The following is a 20348-nucleotide window of genomic DNA, read 5'->3' on the forward strand; positions in this document are numbered from 1 at the left end:
ACATTACAAGAAGCAATTAAAGGAGAGATTCATGCAAAAAATTCAAAATGTATCGGACATGCGTTTGTTTTTTCACCGCAATGAACGGCCGATTTATTTCATCAGCGCCACCAATTTCAACCTGATGGGCATCGACCATTGGGTCAACCGCTTCAAGTACATCAACTATCTCGATTGTTTCGACGGCCGCCACCCGAACGTGTTTGTGCCCGAGAAAACGCCGCACGCCGAATTCGAATCGATTGAAGATATCAACAACCATCTGTTGCAGCACAAGGACGTGATCGACCTGATCGAACGGCGCGGCGGCAAACCGGTGGCCAGTTTTCTGATGTTCGACGAAAAAACAGAAGAACTTGCCAAAGAACTCGGTCTGGATGTGTGGTTCCCGCCCGCCGCCTTGCGCACCCGTTGCGACAACAAAATGGAAACCGTGCGGATCGGCAACAAGGCGGGCGTGCCGTCGGTGCCCAATGCATTGGAAAAAGTCAGCAGCTACACCAATCTGATGGAGATCGCCGAGCGCAATAAACTGGGCCGGGATCTGGTGGTGCAGTCAGCCTTCGGGGATTCCGGGCACACCACCTTCTTTATCTCCTCTCAGGATGATTTCGACAAGCACAAGGATGAAATCATCAACGACCCCGAAGTCAAGATCATGAAGCGCATCAATTGCCGTGGCGCGACGCTGGAAGCCTGCGCCACGCAATCCGGCACGCTGGTCGGCCCCTTGCTGACCGAGGTGGTGGGCGCGCGCGAGCTGACGCCCTATAAAGGCGGCTGGTGCGGCAACGAAATATTCTCGGGCGCGTTCAGTCCCGAAGTGCGTGAGAAAGCCCGTGACATGGCCTTTAAGTTCGGCAATCAATTGCTGGAAGAAGGCTATCGCGGCTACTTCGACCTGGACTTCCTGATCGATGCGGATAGCGGCGAAGTGTATCTGGGCGAACTCAATCCGCGTATCTGCGGCGCCAGCCCGATGACCAACCATGGCGCGTTTGCGTATGCCGACGCGCCCTTGTTCCTGTTTCACTTGCTGGAATTTTCCGGCGTGCCGTTCGACCTCAAGGTGCGTGAACTGAATGAGCGCTGGGCCCAATCCGAGTTTATCGATTCATGGTCGCAAGTCGTCATCAAATCCACCAGCGACAATGTGGACATCATCACCCATGCGCCCGCCTCCGGCATTTATCGGATGAGTGAGGACGGCTCCGTGTCCTACCATCGTTTCGATTATCACCGCCAGGCCATCGAATCCGAACGGGAAGCCTTTTTCCTGCGGATTTCCGGTCCCGGCGACTATCGTTATGAAGGCGCGGATCTGGGCATCCTGATTACCCGCGGCCGTTCCATGGATGACAATTTCCGGCTCAACCTGCGCTCGCGCGACTGGATACGCGGGATTAAATCCTATTACGCCGGCAAGCCGATCACGACCACCGGATTTGAACCGGCACCGGGCGCATTCAAAATCCTGTAAACCACGTCGACCGGACTCAGAACACTAAGGTCCGGTCATATTTAAAAGAGCCGTGCTCATGCAATGTACCTTTTCTGCCATCTCGGAAGCTCAGCCAGGCGCACGCTGGCAAGCCTTGTTCAATTACCACTGGCCGGCGTACCGGTCCTGGTTTTTACGGAGCATGCGTACCCATAACCCGAGTTTTCTGGAGTGCCGGCGGGCCTTGCGCACGTATATGCCCGAACTGGTGCCGACCTGGGAAAAACTGACGGCGCTGGCCGGTGGCGGCGATGTCGAAGCGCGCTTTTTGTCGCTCTGGTGTCCGCCGGCGTATATCGCCGGTTGTTCGCAGGCGATCTGGCAAAGCCGGGACGAAACCGTGTTGCTGCGCAATTACGACTACGCACCGGCACTGCTGGAGGGCGGCATCCTGTGCACCCGCTGGAACGACCAGGAAGTCATCGCCATGAGCGACTGCCTGTGGGGTGCGCTCGATGGCATCAATGCCAGCGGCGTGGCGCTGTCCCTGTCTTTCGGCGGCCGCCAGGAAGTCGGCGTGGGCTTCGGCATACCGCTGATCTTGCGCTATGTGCTCGAATTCGCCACCAGTACGCAGGAGGCGGTTGCCATGTTGAAACGCTTGCCGGTGCATATGACCTACAGCGTTGCGGTGTGCGACCGGCAGCACGATACGGCGATGGTGTTCATGGCGCCCGATCGCGCAGCGGAAGTCAGCCCGTTGCGGGTCGTGGCGAATCACCAGAATTGCGTCGAATGGCCGAAGCATGCCACGGCGACCCACTCGGTCGAACGCCAGGCGGCATTGAGCAATGCCCTGGCCTATGGGCCATCACCCGACAGCGTGACCCACAGCATGCTGGAAGCGCCGGTATTCCAGGACTCCTACGCCAAGGGATACGGCACCTTGTACACGGCGGTCTATCGCCCGCAAGACCTGAGCGCCACGCTGCTGTGGCGGGGAGAGGTCTGGCAACAACAAATAGGGAATTTTACCGACGGCACCCGAACCATCTTTTTCATCTAATCCGCAGTCTGTCCATCACCGCAATTTAACGGGAAGAATCATCATGAAAACGAAAACGAAACGTCCATTAACCCTCTACATCCTGTTTGCGATGATTCTGGGCATCCTGGTGGGATACGCCTGTCACCAATCTTTTCCCGACATCAAGGTTGCGACGCAAATTGCCGGTTACATCTCGCTTGCGACCGATGTGTTTTTGCGCCTGATCAAGATGATCATTGCACTGCTGGTATTTTCCACTCTGACCGTTGGTATTGCGCACATGGGAGACGCCAAGACCGTGGGCCGTATCGGTGCCAAGGCCATGGCCTGGTTTATCGTCGCATCGCTGGTATCGCTGGCGCTCGGGATGATACTTTCCAACTTCATGCAACTCGGCGCCAACCTGGGTCTGCCGTTGCCTGATGCCGGTGCCTCCACCAACTTGAAGACAGCGGCATTTACCTTGAAGGACTTCATCACGCACGTGGTGCCCAAGTCCCCGATCGAAGCCCTGGCGACCAACGAAATTCTGCAGGTCGTCGTGTTTTCGATTTTTTTCGGCACGGCACTGGCCGGTCTGGGTGAGGCAGGCAAGAAACTGGCGGCGGTGATCGACGAACTGGCGCAGGTCATGCTGCGTATCACCGGCGCCATCATGTTTCTGGCGCCGGTGGCGGTGTTTGCGGCGATGGCATCGGTGGTGACCACGCAAGGCCTCGGGGTACTGGCGACTTTCGCCAAATTCATGGGCGGTTTCTATTTCGGCCTGGCCTGCCTGTGGGTCATCATGATTGGCGTAGGTTTCTCATTCCTGGGCCCGCGCGTGTTCAAACTGGTTGGCTTGATTCGCGAACCGTTCCTGCTGGCTTTCTCGACCGCCAGCTCGGAAGCGGCTTATCCGAAACTGCTGGATGCGCTGGATAAATTCGGGGTGAATCGCAAGATTTCCAGTTTCGTATTGCCGATGGGTTACTCCTTCAACCTGGACGGTACCATGATGTATTGCACCTTTGCGGTGCTGTTTATCGCCCAGGCTTACGGCATTCACCTGGCCATCGGCACCCAGATCACCATGCTGCTGCTATTGATGCTGACTTCCAAGGGGATGGCGGGGGTGCCGCGTGCCTCGCTGGTGGTCATCGCCGCCACCCTGAATCAGTACAACATTCCTGAGGCGGGCCTGCTGCTGATCATGGGCGTCGATCAATTCCTGGATATGGGCCGCTCCGCCACCAACGCCGTTGGCAACTCTATCGCCTGCGCCGTAGTGGCGAAATGGGAAGGCGGCCTGATGACGGAAGAGGAAACGGCAAGCGCCAATAACGTCGTTGTGCCAGGAATTGCCGCATGAAAAAGGATCCGAAGCGATGGCTTCTGGCCTGCGCACTGACGATACTGTCCGGCCTGGCTGCCGCGCAAAGCAGCAATCAACTGAGCGGCACCTTGAAAAAGGTCAGGGATACCGGCACCGTGACCCTGGGCATACGCGCCTCTTCATCGCCCTTTTCCTACCTGAATGCGAAGGGCCAGCCGATCGGCTATTCAGTCGACTTGTGCCGTGCGATTGTGGATGAAATCAGCAACGAGATCGAAGGGAAAACGCCTTTGATCAAATATGTGGTGGTCACCTCTGAAAGCCGGATCGGAGACCTGGTATCGGGCAAGATCGATCTCGAGTGCGGCTCTACCACCAACAACCTTGAGCGCCAAAAGCAGGTGGCATTTTCCCCCGTGTTTTTTGTCGCCGGCACCAAGATATTGGTACGCAAATCCGACGCGCTCAAGAGCTACCTTGATTTGAAGGGTAAATCCATTGTCGCCACCGCCGGCACCACCAACGCGGCAACCATGCGCAAGCTCAATGAACAGTTCGGCCTGAACCTGACAGTGCTGAGCGCGAAGGACCACGCCGAGTCCTTCGCGATGGTGGCGAACGGAAAAGCCGATGCTTTCGCGCTGGATGATGTCTTGCTTTACGGTTTGATCGCGAAGAACAAGGCGCAGGCCGATTTCAGCGTGGTCGGCGATTTCCTGTCGTACGACCCGTACGGCATCATGTATCGCAAGGACGACCCGGAGATGGCGGTGCTGGTGAACCGTGTGTTCCGCAATCTGGCGGAGTCGCGCGAGCTGGAATATAGCTACAACCGCTGGTTTTTGCGCAAACTGCCGAATGGCGAGCAGCTCAACCTGCCGATGAGCGCGCAGTTGCGTGAGTATTTTCAGGTTCTGGGAGAGCCAGAATAATTCAGTTCATCAACCTCATCAGGAGACGTCATAAAAAAAACTTCATCAGCGCGTGCATACAAATGCGCATTAATTAATCAATAGATCCGGAGAAATCATGAAACAGCTTAAATTTACGCACTACGCACTGGCCTTATGCAGTGCTTTCCTTGTCTCGGCAGCACCGGCGCGAGCGCAAGACGCGCAGGCCAAGCTCCCGAATGTGATGATCCTGGCGACCGGCGGCACGATCGCCGGCAGCGGCGCAACCAGCACCACCACAGTCGGCTATACCTCCGCCACCGTCGGCGTGGAAAAACTGATCGCGGCGGTACCGGAGCTGAAAAAAGTCGCCAATGTCAAAGGCGAGCAAGTATTCCAGATCGCCAGCGAAAGCATGACCAACGACCACTGGCTGAAGCTGGCCAAGCGCGTCAATACCTTGCTGGCCCAACCGGATGTCGACGGCATCGTCATCACCCACGGCACCGACACCATCGAAGAAACCGCGTACTTTCTCGACCTCACCGTCAAGAGCCGCAAGCCGGTCGTGATCGTCGGCGCGATGCGTCCTTCGACCGCGATCTCCGCCGACGGCCCGATCAACCTGTACAACGCCGTACTGCTGGCCGGCAGCAAGGAAGCGATCGGCAAAGGCGTATTGGTGACATTGAACGACCAGATCAATGGCGCCCGCGAAGTAACCAAGACCAATACCTCAACCACCGACACCTTCAAGTCGACCGAACTCGGCATGCTGGGCTACATTCAGGGCAACAAGCCGTACTTCTATCGGCAGTCGACGCGCAAGAATACGGTCGACACTGAATTCGATATCAGCAAGCTCGATGTGCTGCCAAAAGTCGACATCGTCTACGGCTACGCCGATATGAATAGCGTCGCACTGGATGCCGACGTCGCCGCCGGCGCCAAGGGCATTATCCAGGCCGGCGTGGGCGATGGCAGCGTTGCCGCACAAATGAAGGCGCCATTGGTGGCAGCGCGCAAAAAAGGCGTGATCATCATCCGCGCCAGTCGCGTCGGCCAGGGCATTGTGGCGCGCAACGGCGAAGCGAATGACGATGAGCTGGACTTCGTGGTGTCGGACACGCTGAATGCGCAGAAAGCACGTATTTTGTTGATGCTGGCGCTGACCAAGACCAGCAATACGAAGGATATCCAACGGATGTTCTACACGTATTGATTCTGACAATGTGATGTAAAAATGGTGGATCAGGTCATGCCTGGTCCACCATTTTTTTTGCTGTCGCTTGTCACGTAAGTCAGATTGCTCGCCCCACGATCAGGCCATCGCCCTCACTCGCCATAGCGGATCTTCTGTAACAAGGCGTTCATCAGCGCGCCACTGGGCTGACCAAGCCAGCGCAGTTCGGTGCGATCGACGCCGAACGGCTCGCGCGCATGATTTCTGACAAACACGCCCCACGCCTCGCCAGTCCTGGCGTCATACAGCACCAACATCTCCTCGCTCGGGCAATCGTGCGGCTTGCAACCCTCAAGCAACTGCAACGCGCGGCCGCCCACGTTCACGCTCCCCACTGGAACGTTGGTGCCGCCGCCTTTTACCCACGGCGGCAACTTCTGCCCGCCAATGAGTTTCTTGTAAATCGCGGCGAACGGCGCCTTGTCAATGAGATCGGCGAAATACGGCGCTTCCGCGGCGACCGTGACCGGTGACACGATGCACAGACACAGGAACAAACCATACAGCCTTGTTTTCATGGCGACACTCCTGGCAAAGAAATAGATGGAATCTTATGAGGGGAGTGCCAGGACTGTATGTAGGAAATATCTGTTGAGCGTTGGCCGAGATTGCGGATTTTTTCGCAGGAAATAGGCCAAGCCATTGAATTCATTAGCATTCTCAGCTAATCGGCCACTGCTGCGCGGCGTGCTTCACCCGCAAAATTTCGACAATTTCTTTCCGCACCCGATAAATCACAATGTAATGCTGATGTGCCACTAGCTCCCGTGTGCCGCGCTTGCGGCCAACTCGGTACAGCTCTGGATGCTCGCGTAACCCTTTCGCCTTACTTTCGATGTCATCGGCCAACTTATCGGCAGCGTCCGGATTGTCTTCGGCGATATGTTCCACAATTTTGATCAAGTCGAGCCGTGCCTGTTTTTTCCATTCAAGCCGATGCACGTTTCGCCCTTGCGCGCTTGATTACAGCGCGCACGTCGCGCATTACTTCATCGTGTGGAATGGTCGGGCTAGGATCGTCAATCGCTTCCTGCACCTCTGCCTTGAGCCACTTCGTATAGGCGGCAGCGGCATGCGCGTCTTTCATCGCGGCGGACCGGTCCGGGCGTTTGGTGGCGTTGACGCTGTTCGGATCGTAGTTCACGGCGTCCACGTCGAAGCATGGGATGCCGACCCCTTTCAGATATTCGACCAGCGTTTCGAGCTTGCGGAAGATGCGTACCTGATGACTGCGCTGCGCCGCCAAGGCGCGCTCGGTCATGCCGTACTTCACCAGAATGCCCCAGCCGCCCGCTTGCCCGACAACGTGCGCGCTGCGCACGACGCCGGCCTCGGCCAGCTTCGTCAATGTCGTGTGGTCAATCGTTTCGGTCGCCATGCTTTCCTCCAGGTTTTGCGGAACTTCCAACTATTGAATTATCCGCATATTATAGAAGATTGCAAGTGGCATTTCCGATGCCTGCGCCGCAATTCAATAATCTCAACACTCAGCAAACGTAATACTGGAGCTTCCTCCGAGGCCAGGTAAATGATCAGTCGTAGGACGCAATAGCATTGCGCCGCATGCCGAAACACCACATACACCAGCATTCCGTCTATCAGAAGGTTGCGCTGCTTGAAAATCTCGCTCAATCAGCCCGATGCTACGTTTCTTACCTCAGCCAGCTTCTGGACCTTTGAAATCAACGGGCTTCATGCGATTGCCCTACCAGGCCACGGCAGCTTGATTCTTTCAAAGTGTTTTGGGGAGTACTGCAGAGGGTTGACCGGGATTGCCGTTTTTTCGCAGGAAATAGGCTAAGCCATTGAATTAATTAACATTTTCAGCCAATCGGCCATTGCTGCGCGGTATGCTTCACCCGCAAGATTTCCACTATCTCGCCCTGCACCCGATAAATCACAATGTAGTGGTGATGCGCGACCAGCTCGCGGGTGCCGCGCTTGCGCCCGACACGACCCACCTCAGGATGCGCGATCAAGGTGTCGGCATTCTGTTCGATCAGCGCATCGAGGTCGAGCGCGGCTTGCGGATTGTCCTGGGCGAGGTGATCCATGATCCGCTCGCGGTCGTTGAGTGCGAGCGGTTTCCATACCAGCATCAAGCCTTATCGGCCGCAATGCGTTTCCGCAGGGCTTCTCGTTTGCCGGCAAAGTGCTGTTTGACTTCCTCGTTCGGGATGCTAGGGCGTGGATCGTCGATCGCTTCCTGGATCTCCGCTTTCAGCCACTTGGTATAGGCGGCGGCTTCGTGCGCCAGGCGCATGCGTTCGGCGGAATCGTTGCGGACATTGCCTGCGATGGGGACATTGCTGTAGTTGGTCGCGTCCAGCGTGTCGAAACGGGCAATGTGCAGTTCGCTTTTCAGGTAATCGACGCAGCGGTCGAGCGAGCGCCAGATCCGCGGCTTGTCGCTGCGCTGCGCCCCTAGCGCCTTCTCGGTCATGCCGATTTTCAGCATCACGGACCAGCCGCCAGGCTGGCCGATGATGGAAGCGGTGCGGATTGCGCTGGCCTCCACCATGCGTTTGGCCACGGCGGTATCGATGGTGTTTTTGGGGATCATGATATTCTCACGGCATTGATGAATAAACTATAGCTAAATAATGCATGTTATTAGCAATAAATGCAAACGCTTTTAGCGCTATCAGTTTCTCCATTGGGCATAACGCTCGTTCCACGAAACGACGTTGTTGCACATCAAACACTTGTGGCACTTTCTGCGAAAAAAAACCGCAATCCCGGCCAACCCTCCTGTACGCACTAAAAAACGGCCCGGACGCAAATGCGAACGGGCCGTTCAGGCTACACCACAGCGTTATCCCATTCTCATTGCATGTGCTGACCGCCGTTGATGGCGATGTTGGCCCCGGTCACGAACGCGGCTTCCTCCGAGGCCAGGTAGATGATCAGGCCCGCCACTTCCTCCGGCTTGCCCAGGCGGCCGACCGGAATGTTGGGCAGGATTTTGGTGTTCAGCACCTCCTGCGGAATCGCCGTCACCATCTTGGTCCCAATGTAGCCGGGCGAGATCGTATTCACGGTCACGCTTTTCTTGGCGACCTCCAGCGCCAGGGCCTTGGTGAAACCGTGTACCCCGGCTTTGGCGGCCGAGTAGTTGGTCTGGCCGAAAGCGCCCTTGGAACCGTTGACCGACGACACGTTGATGATGCGGCCCCAGTTGCGCTCGACCATGCCGTCGGCGACCTGCTTGCTCATGTTGAACAGGCTGTCCAGGTTGGTGCGCAGTACAAGATCCCAATTCACCTTGTCCATCTTCTTGAAAGTCATGTCGCGGGTGATGCCCGCGTTGTTGACCAGCACGTCAACCGGACCCAGCTTGTCCTGCACCCGCGCCACGGCGCGCGCGCAGGAGTCGATGTCGGCCACGTCGCAAGGCACGGCCAGGATCTCGTAGCCGTCGGCCTGCATCAGAGCGACCCACTCGGCATGCCTGGCGTTGCCGGGCGAGTAGGTCACGGCCACCTTGTAGCCGGCGTCCACCATTTTGCTTGAAATCGTCTCGCCCAGGCCGCCCATACCGCCCGTTACCAGTACCACGCGTGTTTGTTGCATATTGTTTCTCCTTTAAAATCGTTCAGGCCCGCTCAACCGCCAGCGCCACACCCATGCCGCCGCCGATGCAGAGCGAGGCCAGGCCCTTGTTCGCGCCGCGCCGCTTCATCTCGTGCAGCAGCGTCACCAGCACCCGGCAGCCGGACGCGCCGATTGGGTGGCCGATGGCAATCGCGCCGCCGTTGACATTGATGCGGCTGGTGTCCCAGCCCATCTCCTGATTCACCGCGCAGGCCTGCGCGGCAAAGGCTTCGTTGATCTCCATCAGGTCGATATCCTGCGCGTTCCAGCCGGCCCGCTGCAGGCATAGCCGCGACGCCGGCACCGGGCCCATTCCCATCAAGGTGGGGTCGAGGCCGGCCGCGGCATAGGCACGGATCACGGCCAGCGGCTTGTAACCCAGCGAGGCGGCGCGCTGCGCGCTCATCACCAGCACCGCGGCCGCGCCATCGTTCAAGCCCGATGCATTGCCGGCGGTCACCGAACCGGTCTTGTCGAAGGCGGGACGCAGGCTGGACAGGATCTCGGCGCTGGTCTTCCGGTTGACGAACTCGTCGGCCGCAAACACGATGGGATCGCCCTTCTTCTGCGCAATCATGAAGGGCAGGATCTCGTGCCGGAACTTGCCCGCATCCTGCGCCGCAGCCGCCTTCTGTTGCGAGGCCAGCGCCAGCGCATCTTGCATCTCGCGCGTGATGCCGTACTTTTTCGCCACGTTCTCGGCGGTCGTGCCCATGTGGTACTGATGGAACGCATCCCACAGGCCGTCAGTGATCATCGAGTCGATCATCTTCCAGTCGCCCATGCGCTGGCCGTCGCGCGAGCCCTGCAGCACGTGCGGCGCGGCACTCATGTTTTCCTGACCGCCGGCGATGACGATCTCGGCGTCGCCGCACTTGATGGCCTGAGCGGCCAGCATCACCGCTTTCAGGCCCGAACCGCAGACTTTGTTGATCGTCAGGCCCGGCACGCCATGCGGCAGTCCGGCCTTGATGACGGTTTGGCGCGCCGGGTTCTGACCGGCGCCGGCGCTGAGGACCTGGCCCATGATGACTTCGCTGATCGCGTCGCCGGGCAGCCCGGTCTGGGCCAGCAGGCCGCGTACGACATGCGCGCCCAGGTCGGCGGCGGCAGTCCTGGCGAGGCTGCCGCCGAACTTGCCCACGGCGGTGCGGGCGGCGGCAACAATGACGATATCTGACATGAAAACTCCTTTTTCAGTAGGTAATGGTGAATAACAAAAGCGATCGGTTCAATGCAATTTCACACGCGGCTCGGTGCGCCGCACGATCAGGCGCGCAAGCGTGTCCAGCGCGACCTTGGGCAAGCCATGCAAGGCCAGTTCGTGCATCTTGTAGAGCGAGAGATACATCAGCCGGGCAAACAGGCCGCCGACCATCAGGCCGCCCAGCATGTTGCCCAGGGTGCGGAACTCGCCGAGCGAGACCAGCGACCCGAAGTCGCGGTAGCGGTAGTCGGCCAGCGGCTGCCCGGCGATGCGGCGCCGGATCTGCCCGAGCATGTGCGCGGCCTGCTGGTGCGCTGCCTGCGCGCGCGGCGGCACCTGGCCGCCCTTGCCCTGGTTGGCCTGGGGCCAGGCACAGGCCGCGCAATCGCCGATGGCGAAGATATTCTCGTCCCGGCTGGTTTGCAGCGTCGCTTGCACCACGAGCTGGTTGATGCGGTTGGTCTCCAGACCGGCAATCTCCCGCAGGAAATCCGGTGCCTTGACGCCGGCGGCCCACACCACCAGTTCGGCCGGCAACAGGCGGCCGTCGGCCAGGCGCACGCCGTCCGCCTGCACTGCCGCCACCCTGGCGTCGGTATGCACCTCGACGCCGATCTTGCGCAGCAGCTGTTCGGTGGCGTGCGACAAGCGCGGCGGCAAGGCCGGCAGCACGCGCGGCGCGGCTTCGATGAGCGAGATCCGGATATCTTTCTCGGCATCGACGCGGTCCAGGCCGAAGGCCACCACTTCGCGCGTGGTGCGGTGCAGTTCGGCCGCCAGCTCGACCCCGGTGGCGCCTGCGCCGATGACGGCCACCTGCAGCTGTTCAGGGCGTAGCGGCGTGGCCTGCGCATGCGCACGGATGCATGCATTGACCATGCGCGAATGCAGACGCAGCGCGTCGGCGGGCGACTCCAGCTTCAGCGCGTGTTCGCGCACGCCTGCGGTGCCGAAGTCATTGCTCTGGCTGCCGACGGCGATTACCAGCGTGTCGTAGCCGAAGCTGCGTTGCGGTGTGACCTGCCGGCCTTCGTCATCGAGATGGGGCGCCACCAGCACTTCGCGCCGTGCGCGGTCCAGCCCCACCATTTCGCCGACGCGGTAGCGGAAGTGGTGCCAGTGCGACTGCGCCAGGTAACCGACCTCATGCGCGCTCATGTCCATGCTGCCGGAAGCGATCTCGTGCAGCTTTGGCTTCCAGACGTGGGTACGCGTCTTCTCGATCAGCGTGATCTCGGCCTTGCCGCTCCGGCCGAGCGTGTCGCCCAGCCGCGTGGCCAGTTCCAGCCCGCCCGCGCCACCGCCGACGATGACGATGCGGTGCGGCGCGCTGGCGCAGTCGGCTGAAGCTTGCGTCGTGTCGCCCGGCGCCGGATGGCGTGGCCGCAGGGCATGCGCACGATCCATGCCGGGACTGGGCGCGGTCGTGGCAGCGCCGTGCCGGGAGGAGAGGTTAGCGGTCATGATGCGATGCCTTGGGCCGCTGCGCGCCGGCATCGACCGATGCCAACGCTGTCATGTTGACGATGCGCCGCACCGTGGCCGAGGGTGTGAGGATATGGACCGCCCGGGCGGCGCCGAGCAGGATGCCGCCGACCGTGATGCCGCCGCCGGCCGCGATGCGCAGCAGGTTGTAGGAGATGTTGGCGGCGTCGACGTTCGGCATCACCAGCAGGTTGGCCTCTTCGGACAGGCCCGAGTCGGGGCGTTCGTGCGCGAGGATGCTCGAAGACAGCGCCGCATCGCCGCGCATCTCGCCATCGACCGCCAGCTTCGGGTCGCGCGCCTTGACCAGCGCCAGCGCTTCGCGCATCTTCAGCGCCGCCGGGTCGTCCGAGCTGCCGAAGCTTGAGTGAGACAGCAGCGCGACGCTAGGCGTGATGCCGAAACGGCGCACCTCTTCGGCCGCCATCAGCGTGATCTCGGCGATCTGCTGCGCGCTGGGGTCGAGATTGACGTGGGTGTCGCAAATGAATAACTGACGCCCGGGCAGTATCAGCATCTGCATCGCGGCGAAGGTTTGGCTGCCGGGTTTCAGTCCGATCACGTCGCGCACGGGGCCGAGGTGGTCCAGGAAGCGCCCGACCGTGCCGCACAGCATCGCGTCGGCGCGGCCCTGTTGCACCAGCATCGCACCCAATAGCGTGCCGCGGCTGCGTATCTGCGAGTACGCTTGCACTTTCGATATGCCATGGCGCTGGGCCAGCTGATAATACCCGTCGGCGGTGGCGCTGTGGAGCGCGGGGTCCAGCGGGTCCACCAGTTCGCAATCGACGCCGGGTCGCAGGCGCAGACCGAACTGCGCGATGCGCTCGGCAAGTACCTCGGGGCGTCCCACCAGCAGCGGACGCGCTATCCCCTCGTCGACCACCACCTGCGCGGCGCGCAGCACGCGCTCGTCTTCGCCCTCGGCGTAGACCACGCGTTTCGGCGCGCGCTTGGCCGCGGCAAACACCGGCTGCATCGCGCCGCCCGACTGGTAGACGAACTGGCTCAGGCGCTGGCGATAGGCTTCCAGATCGTCGATCGGACGCGTGGCCACGCCGCTGTCCATCGCCGCCTTGGCCACGGCGGGCGCGACGAACTCGATCAGGCGCGGATCGAAGGGCTTGGGAATCAGGTACTGTGCGCCGAAGCGCAAGCCCGCAGCGCCATAGGCCTGCGCCACCACCTCGGGAATCTCGGCGTGCGCCAGCGCGGCAATGGCGAGCACGGCCGCCAGCTTCATTTCCTCGTTGATCGTGGTGGCCCCTACGTCCAGCGCGCCGCGGAAAATAAACGGGAAGCACAGCACGTTGTTGACCTGGTTCGGATAATCCGAGCGGCCGGTGCCGAGGATCGCATCGGGACGCACGGCCAGCGCCTCCTCCGGCAGGATCTCCGGGGTCGGATTGGCCATTGCCAGGATGATCGGGTCGCGCGCCATGCGCTGGACCATCTCGGGTTTCAGCACGCCCCCGGCCGACAGGCCGAGAAAGATGTCGGCGTCGCCGATGACATCGGCCAGCTTGCGCCCCGAGGTGTCCTGTGCATAGCGCGCCTTGTTCGGATCCATTTGCTCCTTGCGGCCCGCATACACCACGCCGATGCTGTCGCACACGAATACGTTGCGCAGCGGCAACCCGAGGCTGACGATCAGGTCCAGGCAGGCCAGCGCCGCCGCCCCCGCACCCGACGCCACCAGCCTGACCGCGCCGATGTCCTTGCCGACGTGCTTGAGTGCGTTCAGGATGGCCGCGGCGGCGACGATGGCGGTGCCGTGCTGGTCGTCGTGGAAGACCGGGATCTTCATGCGCTCGCGCAGCTTCTTCTCGATGTAGAAGCATTCGGGCGCCTTGATGTCCTCAAGGTTGATGCCGCCGAAGGTCGGCTCCATGCGGGCGATGGTGTCGATCAGAGCGTCGGGATCGTTCTCCGCCAGCTCGATGTCGAACACATCGATACCGGCGAATTTCTTGAACAGACACCCTTTCCCCTCCATCACCGGCTTGCCCGCCAGCGGGCCGATATTGCCCAGGCCCAGCACCGCCGTACCGTTGGTGATGACCGCCACCAGATTGTTGCGCGAGGTCAGGTTGCCCGCTTCGCGCGGGTCGTCGAAGATGGCCATGCAGGCCTCGGCAACGCCGGGGGAATAGGCCAGCGCCAGATCGCGCTGGGTCGCCATGGGCTTGGTAGGCATGACGGCAATCTTGCCCGGCGTGGGATAGCGGTGATAGTCGAGTGCGGCTTCGCGTAAGTTGTCTGACTTGTCTGACATGGTGTTCTCCGTGAGGTGATCTGGATGGGAAGCGGCGCGGTTCCTACTTCTTCTGCGGCGGCAGGTCGGTGCAATGGCCTGCGAAGACCTCGGCAGCCATCCCGATCGATTCGCCCAGCGTCGGGTGCGGGTGGATGGTCTTGCCAATGTCGGCGGGCACGCAGCCCATCTCGATGGCCAGGCAGACCTCGCTGATCAGGTCGCCGGCATGGGTGCCGACGATGCCGCCGCCGACGATGCGCTGCGTGGCTTTGTCGAACAGCAGTTTGGTGAAGCCCTCGTCGCGGCCGTTGGCGATCGCCCGCCCCGAAGCAGCCCAGGGAAATACCGCCTTGCCGATCTGGATGCCTTCGGCCTTGCACTGCTCCTCGGTCTTGCCGGCCCAGGCGATTTCGGGGTCGGTGTAGGCCACCGATGGAATTTGCCTGGCGTCGAAAAAGGCCGGCGCGCCGTGGGCGGCCTCTGCGGCCACATGGGCCTCGTGCACCGCCTTGTGCGCCAGCATCGGCTGACCGACGATGTCGCCGATGGCGTGGATGTGCGGCACATTCGTGCGCATCTGCCGGTCGACGTGGATGAAGCCGCGCTCGGTCACTGCTACGCCCGCCTTGTCCGCAGCGATCTTGTTGCCGTTGGGGCTGCGGCCCACCGCCACCAGCACCAGGTCGTAGACCTGCGGGGTCGAAGGTGCTTTCTCGCCTTCGAAGCTGACTTCGATGCCGGCCCTGGTCGCCTTGGCGCCCACGGTTTTGGTCTTGAGCATCACATGGCCGAAGCGGTGCGCATTCTTCTTTTCCCAGACCTTGACCAGGTCGCGGTCGGCGCCCTGCATCAGGCCGTCGAGCATTTCCACCACGTCGATGCGGGTGCCCAGCGTCGAATAGACGGTGGCCATCTCCAACCCGATAATGCCGCCGCCGATCACCAGCATGCGCTTGGGAATCGACTTCAGCAGCAGCGCGCCGGTGGAGTCGACGACGCGCTCGTCCTTGGGCATGAAGGGCAGCTGCACCGACTGGCTGCCGGCGGCGATGATGGCCTTGGCGAACTTCACTACGCGCTTGCTGCCATCGGCCGCCGCGACTTCGAGATGATGCGGATCGAGGAAGCTGCCGACACCGGTCACGACCTCGACCTTGCGCGCCTTGGCCATCCCGGCCAGACCGCCGGTGAGCTTCTTGATCACGCCGTCCTTGAAAGCGCGCAGCCGGTCGATGTCGATCTCGGGCGCGCCGTATTTGATGCCGTGGTCGGGAAGATGGGCCACTTCGTCCATCACCGAGGCGGTATGCAGCAGCGCCTTGGACGGGATGCAGCCCACGTTCAGGCACACGCCGCCGAGCGTTGCATAGCGTTCGACCAGCACCGTCCGCATGCCGAGGTCGGCGCTGCGGAAGGCCGCCGAATAGCCGCCCGGACCGGCGCCCAGCACCAGCATCTCGCAGTCGAGATCGGCCTTGCCGCTGTAAGCGGCGGCGTTAGGAACCGGCACCGCCGGGGCAGGCACGGCGGCGGGCGGCGGCGCCGACGACTGCGCCGCCGTCCCGTCCGCCTCGAGCAACAGGATCACCGAGCCCTCGCCGACCTTGTCGTTGACCTTGACCTTGATCTCCCTGACCACGCCGGCATGGGTCGATGGAATCTCCATCGAAGCCTTGTCGGACTCGACCATGATCAATCCGGTATCGACGGCAATGGTCTCTCCGGCCTTGACCATCACTTCGATGACGGCGACTTCCTTGAAGTCGCCGATGTCGGGAACTTTCACTTCTACAAAATTGGCCATGACAGCAAAATCCTCAGAACAGAACGCGCCGCATGTCGGCGAGCAGGTTGGCGAAATGGACGTTGAAGCGTGCGGCGGCGGCGCCGTCGATCACGCGGTGGTCCCAGGACAGCGATAGCGGCAGCGTCAGGCGCGCGGCCCAGTTCTTGCCATCGCTGGAGTGTTGTTTCCAGTAGCTCTTGCAGACCCCCATGATCGCCACCTCGGGCGCGTTGATGATGGGGGTGAAGTACATGCCGCCGATGCCGCCCAGCGAGCTGATCGTGAAGCAGCCGCCCGACATCTGATCGGGCTTGAGCTTGCCGTCGCGGGCCAGCCTGGCCAGCGCGTTCATCTCGATGGCGATCTCGGGCACCGTCTTTTGGTCGACGTCGCGGATCACCGGCACCATCAGGCCGTTGGGGGTGTCGGCGGCAAAGCCGATGTGGTAGTACTGCTTCAGCACCAGGCTGTCGCCCTCCAGGCTGGCGTTGAACTCGGGGAATTTCTTCAGCGCGGCGACGGCCGCCTTCAGCATGAACGGCAGCATGCTGATCTTGACGCCGGACTTTTCCAATTCCTTGTTCATCTGTACCCGGAACAGTTCGAGCTCGGTGATGTCGGCTTCGTCGTGCGTGGTGACATGCGGGATGACGACCCAGTTGCGATGCAGGTTGGCGCCGGAGATCTTCTTGATGCGCGACAGCTCCTTGCGCTCGACCGGCCCGAATTTGGCGAAGTCGACCTTGGGCCAGGGCAGCAGGTCCAGCCCTGGGCCGCCGGTGGCCGGTCCCGGAGCCGCCTTGGCCAGCGCCACGGCGGCAGCGCCGCCGCCGTTGGCAACGGCCTCGACATCCGCCCGGACGATGCGGCCATGCGCGCCGCTGCCGCTGAGCTTACCGAGATCGACGCCGAGTTCGCGCGCCAGCTTGCGCACCGCCGGCCCGGCGTAGGCCAGCACAAAGGCGGCCTGGTCGATGCCGCTGGCTGTCAGCGCGGCCGGCGCTGCACTCGGCGGCGCGGGTGGCGCGCCGATGGCGGGCTTGGTGGCATCGTTCGCGACGGCAACGGCGCTGGCGGCCGCGCCCTCGAACTGCATGATGACGCTGCCCTCGCCGACCTTGTCGCCGAGCTGGACGCTGATGGTTTTGACGACGCCGCCGCGCGGCGCCGGCACCTCCATCGTCGCCTTGTCGGATTCGAGCGAGACCAGCGGGTCTTCGGCCTTTACGGTGTCGCCGATCTTGACAAATATCTCGATGACCGGCACGTCCTTGAAGTCCCCGATGTCGGGTACTGCGATATCGATTGCTTGGTTCATATTCGTTTATTCCCTGTATATCAAACGGTCCACGGTGCAGCGCGCTCGGTATCGAGCCCATACTTGGCGATGGCCTCGGCCACCACCGCCGGCGCGATGGCGCCGTCGTCGGCCAGCGCCTTCAACGCGGCCACGGCCACGTAATGGCGATCGATCTCGAAGAAGCGGCGCAGCTTGACGCGGTAGTCGCTGCGGCCGAAGCCGTCGGTGCCCAGCACGACGTAACGGCGGTTGGCGGCCTGCACGTATTCGCGCACCTGGTCGGCGTAGTTGCGCATGTAGTCGGTGGACGCGATGACCGGGCCGGCGTTGCCGTCGAGACAGGTCTCGACCCAGCTCTGGCGGCGCGGTTCGGTCGGATGCAGCATGTTCCAGCGCTCGGCCGCCATGCCGTCGCGGCGCAGTTCGTTGTAGCTGGTGGCGCTCCAGATATCGGCGCTGACGTTGAAGTCGGCCTGCAGCAGGTCGGCGGCGGCGATCACTTCGCGCAGGATGGTGCCGCTGCCCATCAGTTGCACCCGCAGACCTTGGCTCTGGCCGCCGTCCTTGAGCTTGTACAGGCCTTTGAGGATGCCGGCTTCGGCCCCTCCCGCCTCCGCAGCCTCGGCCAGGCCGGGGTGCGGGTAATTCTCGTTCATCAGGGTAATGTAATAAAAGACATCCTCTTGCTGCTCGACCATCCGGCGCATGCCCTCGCGCACGATGGTCACCACCTCGTAGGCGAATGTGGGGTCGTAGGAAATGCAGTTTGGAATGGTGGCGGCGATGATGTGGCTGTGGCCGTCTTCGTGCTGCAGGCCCTCGCCGTTGAGCGTGGTGCGCCCGGCGGTGCCGCCCAGCAAGAAGCCGCGGGCGCGAATGTCGCCCGCCAGCCAGGCCAGATCGCCGACCCGCTGCAAGCCGAACATCGAGTAGTAGATGTAGAACGGAATCATCGGCACGTTGTTGGTGCTGTACGAGGTCGCCGCGACGATCCAGCTCGACATCGCACCGCCTTCGTTGATGCCCTCCTGCAGCACCTGCCCGTCTTTCGATTCGCGGTAATACATCAACTGATCGGCGTCCTGCGGCTTGTAGAGCTGACCGACCGACGAGTAGATGCCGAGCTGCCGGAACATGCCCTCCATGCCGAAGGTCCGCGACTCGTCGGGGACGATGGGCACCACATGCTTGCCGATGACCTTGTCGCGCACCAGCGTGCCCAGCATCTGCACGAAGGCCATCGTCGTCGATATCTCGCGTTCGCCGGTGTTCTCCAGCAAGCGCTGGAAGGTCTCCAGCGGCGGGATCGGGAGCGCGGCCGACGTGCGGCGGCGCTGCGGCAGGTAACCGCCCAGCGCCTCGCGGTGCGCGCGCAGGTACTGCATCTCGGGGCTGTCCTCGGCCAGCTTGACGAAGGGCACCTTGGCCAGATCCTCGTCGGCCACCGGGATCTGGAAGCGGTCGCGGAAGCCGCGCAACGCGTCCTGCGTCATTTTCTTGGCCTGATGGGCAATCATCTGGCCTTCGCCGGATTCGCCCATGCCGTAGCCCTTGACCGTCTTGGGCAGGATCAAGGTCGGCCCGCCGGTGTGCTTGACGGCCGCTGCATAGGCCGCGAACACCTTCTCCGGATCATGGCCGCCGCGCGTCAGGCCCCAGATCTCGTCGTCGCTCATGTCGGCGACCAAGGTCTTGAGTTCTTCGTATTTGCCGAAGAAATGCTCGCGCACATAAGCGCCGCTCTTGCTCTTGAAGTCCTGGTACTCGCCGTCGACGCACTCTTCCATGCGCTTGAGCAGCAGGCCGCTCTTATCCTTGGCCAGCAATTTGTCCCAGCCGCCGCCCCACAGGACCTTGATGACGTTCCAGCCGGCGCCGCGGAATACCGACTCCAGTTCCTGCACGATCTTGCCGTTGCCGCGTACCGGGCCGTCCAGACGCTGCAGGTTGCAGTTGATGACGAAGATCAGATTGTCCAGGCGCTCGCGCCCGGCCAGCGAGATCGCGCCGAGGGACTCCGGCTCGTCCATCTCGCCGTCGCCCATGAAGGCCCAGACCTTGCGCGGCCCGGTGTCGGCCAGGCCGCGGCCTTGCAGGTATTTCAGGAAGCGCGCCTGGTAGATCGCCATCAACGGCCCGAGGCCCATCGAGACCGTGGGGAACTGCCAGAAGTCGGGCATCAGCCAGGGATGCGGGTAGGACGGCAGGCCTTTGCCCTCGGTTTCCTGGCGGTAACCCAGCAGTTGCTGCTCCGTCAGCCGGCCTTCGACGAAGGCGCGGGCATAGATGCCGGGCGAGCAATGGCCCTGGATATAGATCAGGTCGCCGCCATGCTGCTCGGTCGGTGCGTGCCAGAAATGGCCGAAGCCGATGTCGTAGAGCGTCGCCGCAGACTGGAAGCTGGCAATGTGGCCGCCGAGTTCGGAGGAATCCTTGTTGGCGCGCAGGATGATCGCCATCGCGTTCCAGCGAATGATCGAGCGCAGCCGGTGCTCGATGTCGCGGTCGCCGGGCGACTTTTCCTCGTCCTCGGGCGCGATGGTGTTCTTGTAGGCCGTGGTCAACGTGTGCGGCACGTAGACGCCTTCGCGCCGCGCCTGGTCGACCAGGGAGTTGACCAGGCAATTGGTGCGTTCCGTGCCGCGGTGCTGGTGCACGGCGCTCAGGGCATCCATCCATTCGCCGGTCTCGATTGCATCGAGGTCGTCATGCATGTTCATCTTGTCTCCTTCTTGGTTTTGGTATTCGGCGTCGCATACGGCCGCGTGCCAGGGCGCAT

General features: G+C 61.9%; 17 protein-coding genes. 5 read left to right on the forward strand and 12 right to left on the reverse strand.

Features of this window, described 5'->3' with window-relative positions:
- The first annotated feature begins 31 nt into the window (after positions 1–31).
- The 5 genes from AC3CHX_RS26190 to AC3CHX_RS26210 all read left to right on the forward strand — a co-directional run bounded on the left by AC3CHX_RS26190 (position 32) and on the right by AC3CHX_RS26210 (position 5919).
- Entirely contained in the window at positions 32–1480 is a 1449-nt protein-coding gene (locus tag AC3CHX_RS26190) for a biotin carboxylase (protein WP_488630869.1), read from the forward strand.
- 58 nt (positions 1481–1538) lie between these two features.
- Positions 1539–2507: a C45 family autoproteolytic acyltransferase/hydrolase gene (locus tag AC3CHX_RS26195; protein ID WP_488630870.1), complete on the forward strand. Its 969-nt coding sequence runs from the start codon at positions 1539–1541 to the stop codon at positions 2505–2507.
- A gap of 43 nt (positions 2508–2550) precedes the next feature.
- On the forward strand, positions 2551–3840 hold the full coding sequence (locus tag AC3CHX_RS26200; protein WP_488630871.1) for a dicarboxylate/amino acid:cation symporter: 1290 nt from the start codon (positions 2551–2553) through the stop codon (positions 3838–3840).
- Complete coding sequence (locus AC3CHX_RS26205; protein WP_488630872.1) at positions 3837–4736, forward strand: amino acid ABC transporter substrate-binding protein; 900 nt, start codon at positions 3837–3839, stop codon at positions 4734–4736. The genes AC3CHX_RS26200 and AC3CHX_RS26205 overlap by 4 nt, the downstream gene beginning before the upstream one ends.
- 97 nt (positions 4737–4833) lie before the next feature.
- Entirely contained in the window at positions 4834–5919 is a 1086-nt protein-coding gene (locus AC3CHX_RS26210) for a type II asparaginase (protein WP_488630873.1), read from the forward strand.
- Positions 5920–6032: 113 nt separating this feature from the next.
- Here AC3CHX_RS26210 and AC3CHX_RS26215 read toward each other — a convergent pair whose 3' ends face one another.
- From AC3CHX_RS26215 to aceE, 12 genes are all read right to left on the reverse strand, one after another.
- Entirely contained in the window at positions 6033–6458 is a 426-nt protein-coding gene (locus AC3CHX_RS26215) for an Ivy family c-type lysozyme inhibitor (RefSeq protein WP_488630874.1), read from the reverse strand.
- Positions 6459–6600: 142 nt separating this feature from the next.
- The gene (locus AC3CHX_RS26220) at positions 6601–6843 is read right to left on the reverse strand and encodes a type II toxin-antitoxin system RelE/ParE family toxin (RefSeq protein ID WP_488630875.1); all 243 of its coding nucleotides are present in this window, start codon (positions 6841–6843) and stop codon (positions 6601–6603) included.
- 25 nt (positions 6844–6868) lie between these two features.
- The gene (gene relB, locus AC3CHX_RS26225) at positions 6869–7318 is read right to left on the reverse strand and encodes a type II toxin-antitoxin system RelB family antitoxin (protein ID WP_488630876.1); all 450 of its coding nucleotides are present in this window, start codon (positions 7316–7318) and stop codon (positions 6869–6871) included.
- A gap of 445 nt (positions 7319–7763) precedes the next feature.
- A complete protein-coding gene (locus AC3CHX_RS26230; protein ID WP_488630877.1) occupies positions 7764–8039 on the reverse strand; it encodes a type II toxin-antitoxin system RelE/ParE family toxin in 276 nt (91 codons plus the stop codon).
- Positions 8039–8503, reverse strand: coding sequence for an antitoxin PaaA2 family protein (locus AC3CHX_RS26235; protein ID WP_488630878.1), 465 nt, complete (start codon positions 8501–8503; stop codon positions 8039–8041). The genes AC3CHX_RS26230 and AC3CHX_RS26235 overlap by 1 nt, the downstream gene beginning before the upstream one ends.
- A 263-nt stretch (positions 8504–8766) precedes the next feature.
- On the reverse strand, positions 8767–9513 hold the full coding sequence (phbB, locus tag AC3CHX_RS26240) for an acetoacetyl-CoA reductase (RefSeq protein ID WP_488630879.1): 747 nt from the start codon (positions 9511–9513) through the stop codon (positions 8767–8769).
- A gap of 22 nt (positions 9514–9535) precedes the next feature.
- Positions 9536–10717, reverse strand: a complete 1182-nt coding sequence (locus AC3CHX_RS26245) for an acetyl-CoA C-acetyltransferase (RefSeq protein WP_488630880.1) — start codon at positions 10715–10717, stop codon at positions 9536–9538.
- Positions 10718–10765: 48 nt separating this feature from the next.
- On the reverse strand, positions 10766–12205 hold the full coding sequence (locus AC3CHX_RS26250; protein ID WP_488630881.1) for an NAD(P)/FAD-dependent oxidoreductase: 1440 nt from the start codon (positions 12203–12205) through the stop codon (positions 10766–10768).
- On the reverse strand, positions 12195–14501 hold the full coding sequence (locus AC3CHX_RS26255) for an NADP-dependent malic enzyme (RefSeq protein ID WP_488630882.1): 2307 nt from the start codon (positions 14499–14501) through the stop codon (positions 12195–12197). The genes AC3CHX_RS26250 and AC3CHX_RS26255 overlap by 11 nt, the downstream gene beginning before the upstream one ends.
- A 43-nt stretch (positions 14502–14544) precedes the next feature.
- On the reverse strand, positions 14545–16287 hold the full coding sequence (gene lpdA, locus AC3CHX_RS26260) for a dihydrolipoyl dehydrogenase (RefSeq protein WP_488630883.1): 1743 nt from the start codon (positions 16285–16287) through the stop codon (positions 14545–14547).
- A 13-nt stretch (positions 16288–16300) separates the two neighbouring features.
- Positions 16301–17587, reverse strand: a complete 1287-nt coding sequence (locus AC3CHX_RS26265; RefSeq protein ID WP_488630884.1) for a dihydrolipoyllysine-residue acetyltransferase — start codon at positions 17585–17587, stop codon at positions 16301–16303.
- 20 nt (positions 17588–17607) lie between these two features.
- Positions 17608–20289 carry a pyruvate dehydrogenase (acetyl-transferring), homodimeric type gene (aceE, locus tag AC3CHX_RS26270; RefSeq protein WP_488644939.1) on the reverse strand — a complete coding sequence of 894 codons (2682 nt, stop codon included), beginning with the start codon at positions 20287–20289 and terminating at the stop codon, positions 17608–17610.
- Positions 20290–20348 lie beyond the last annotated feature (59 nt).

The sequence above is a fragment of the Glaciimonas sp. OK215 genome, from assembly GCF_057787885.1.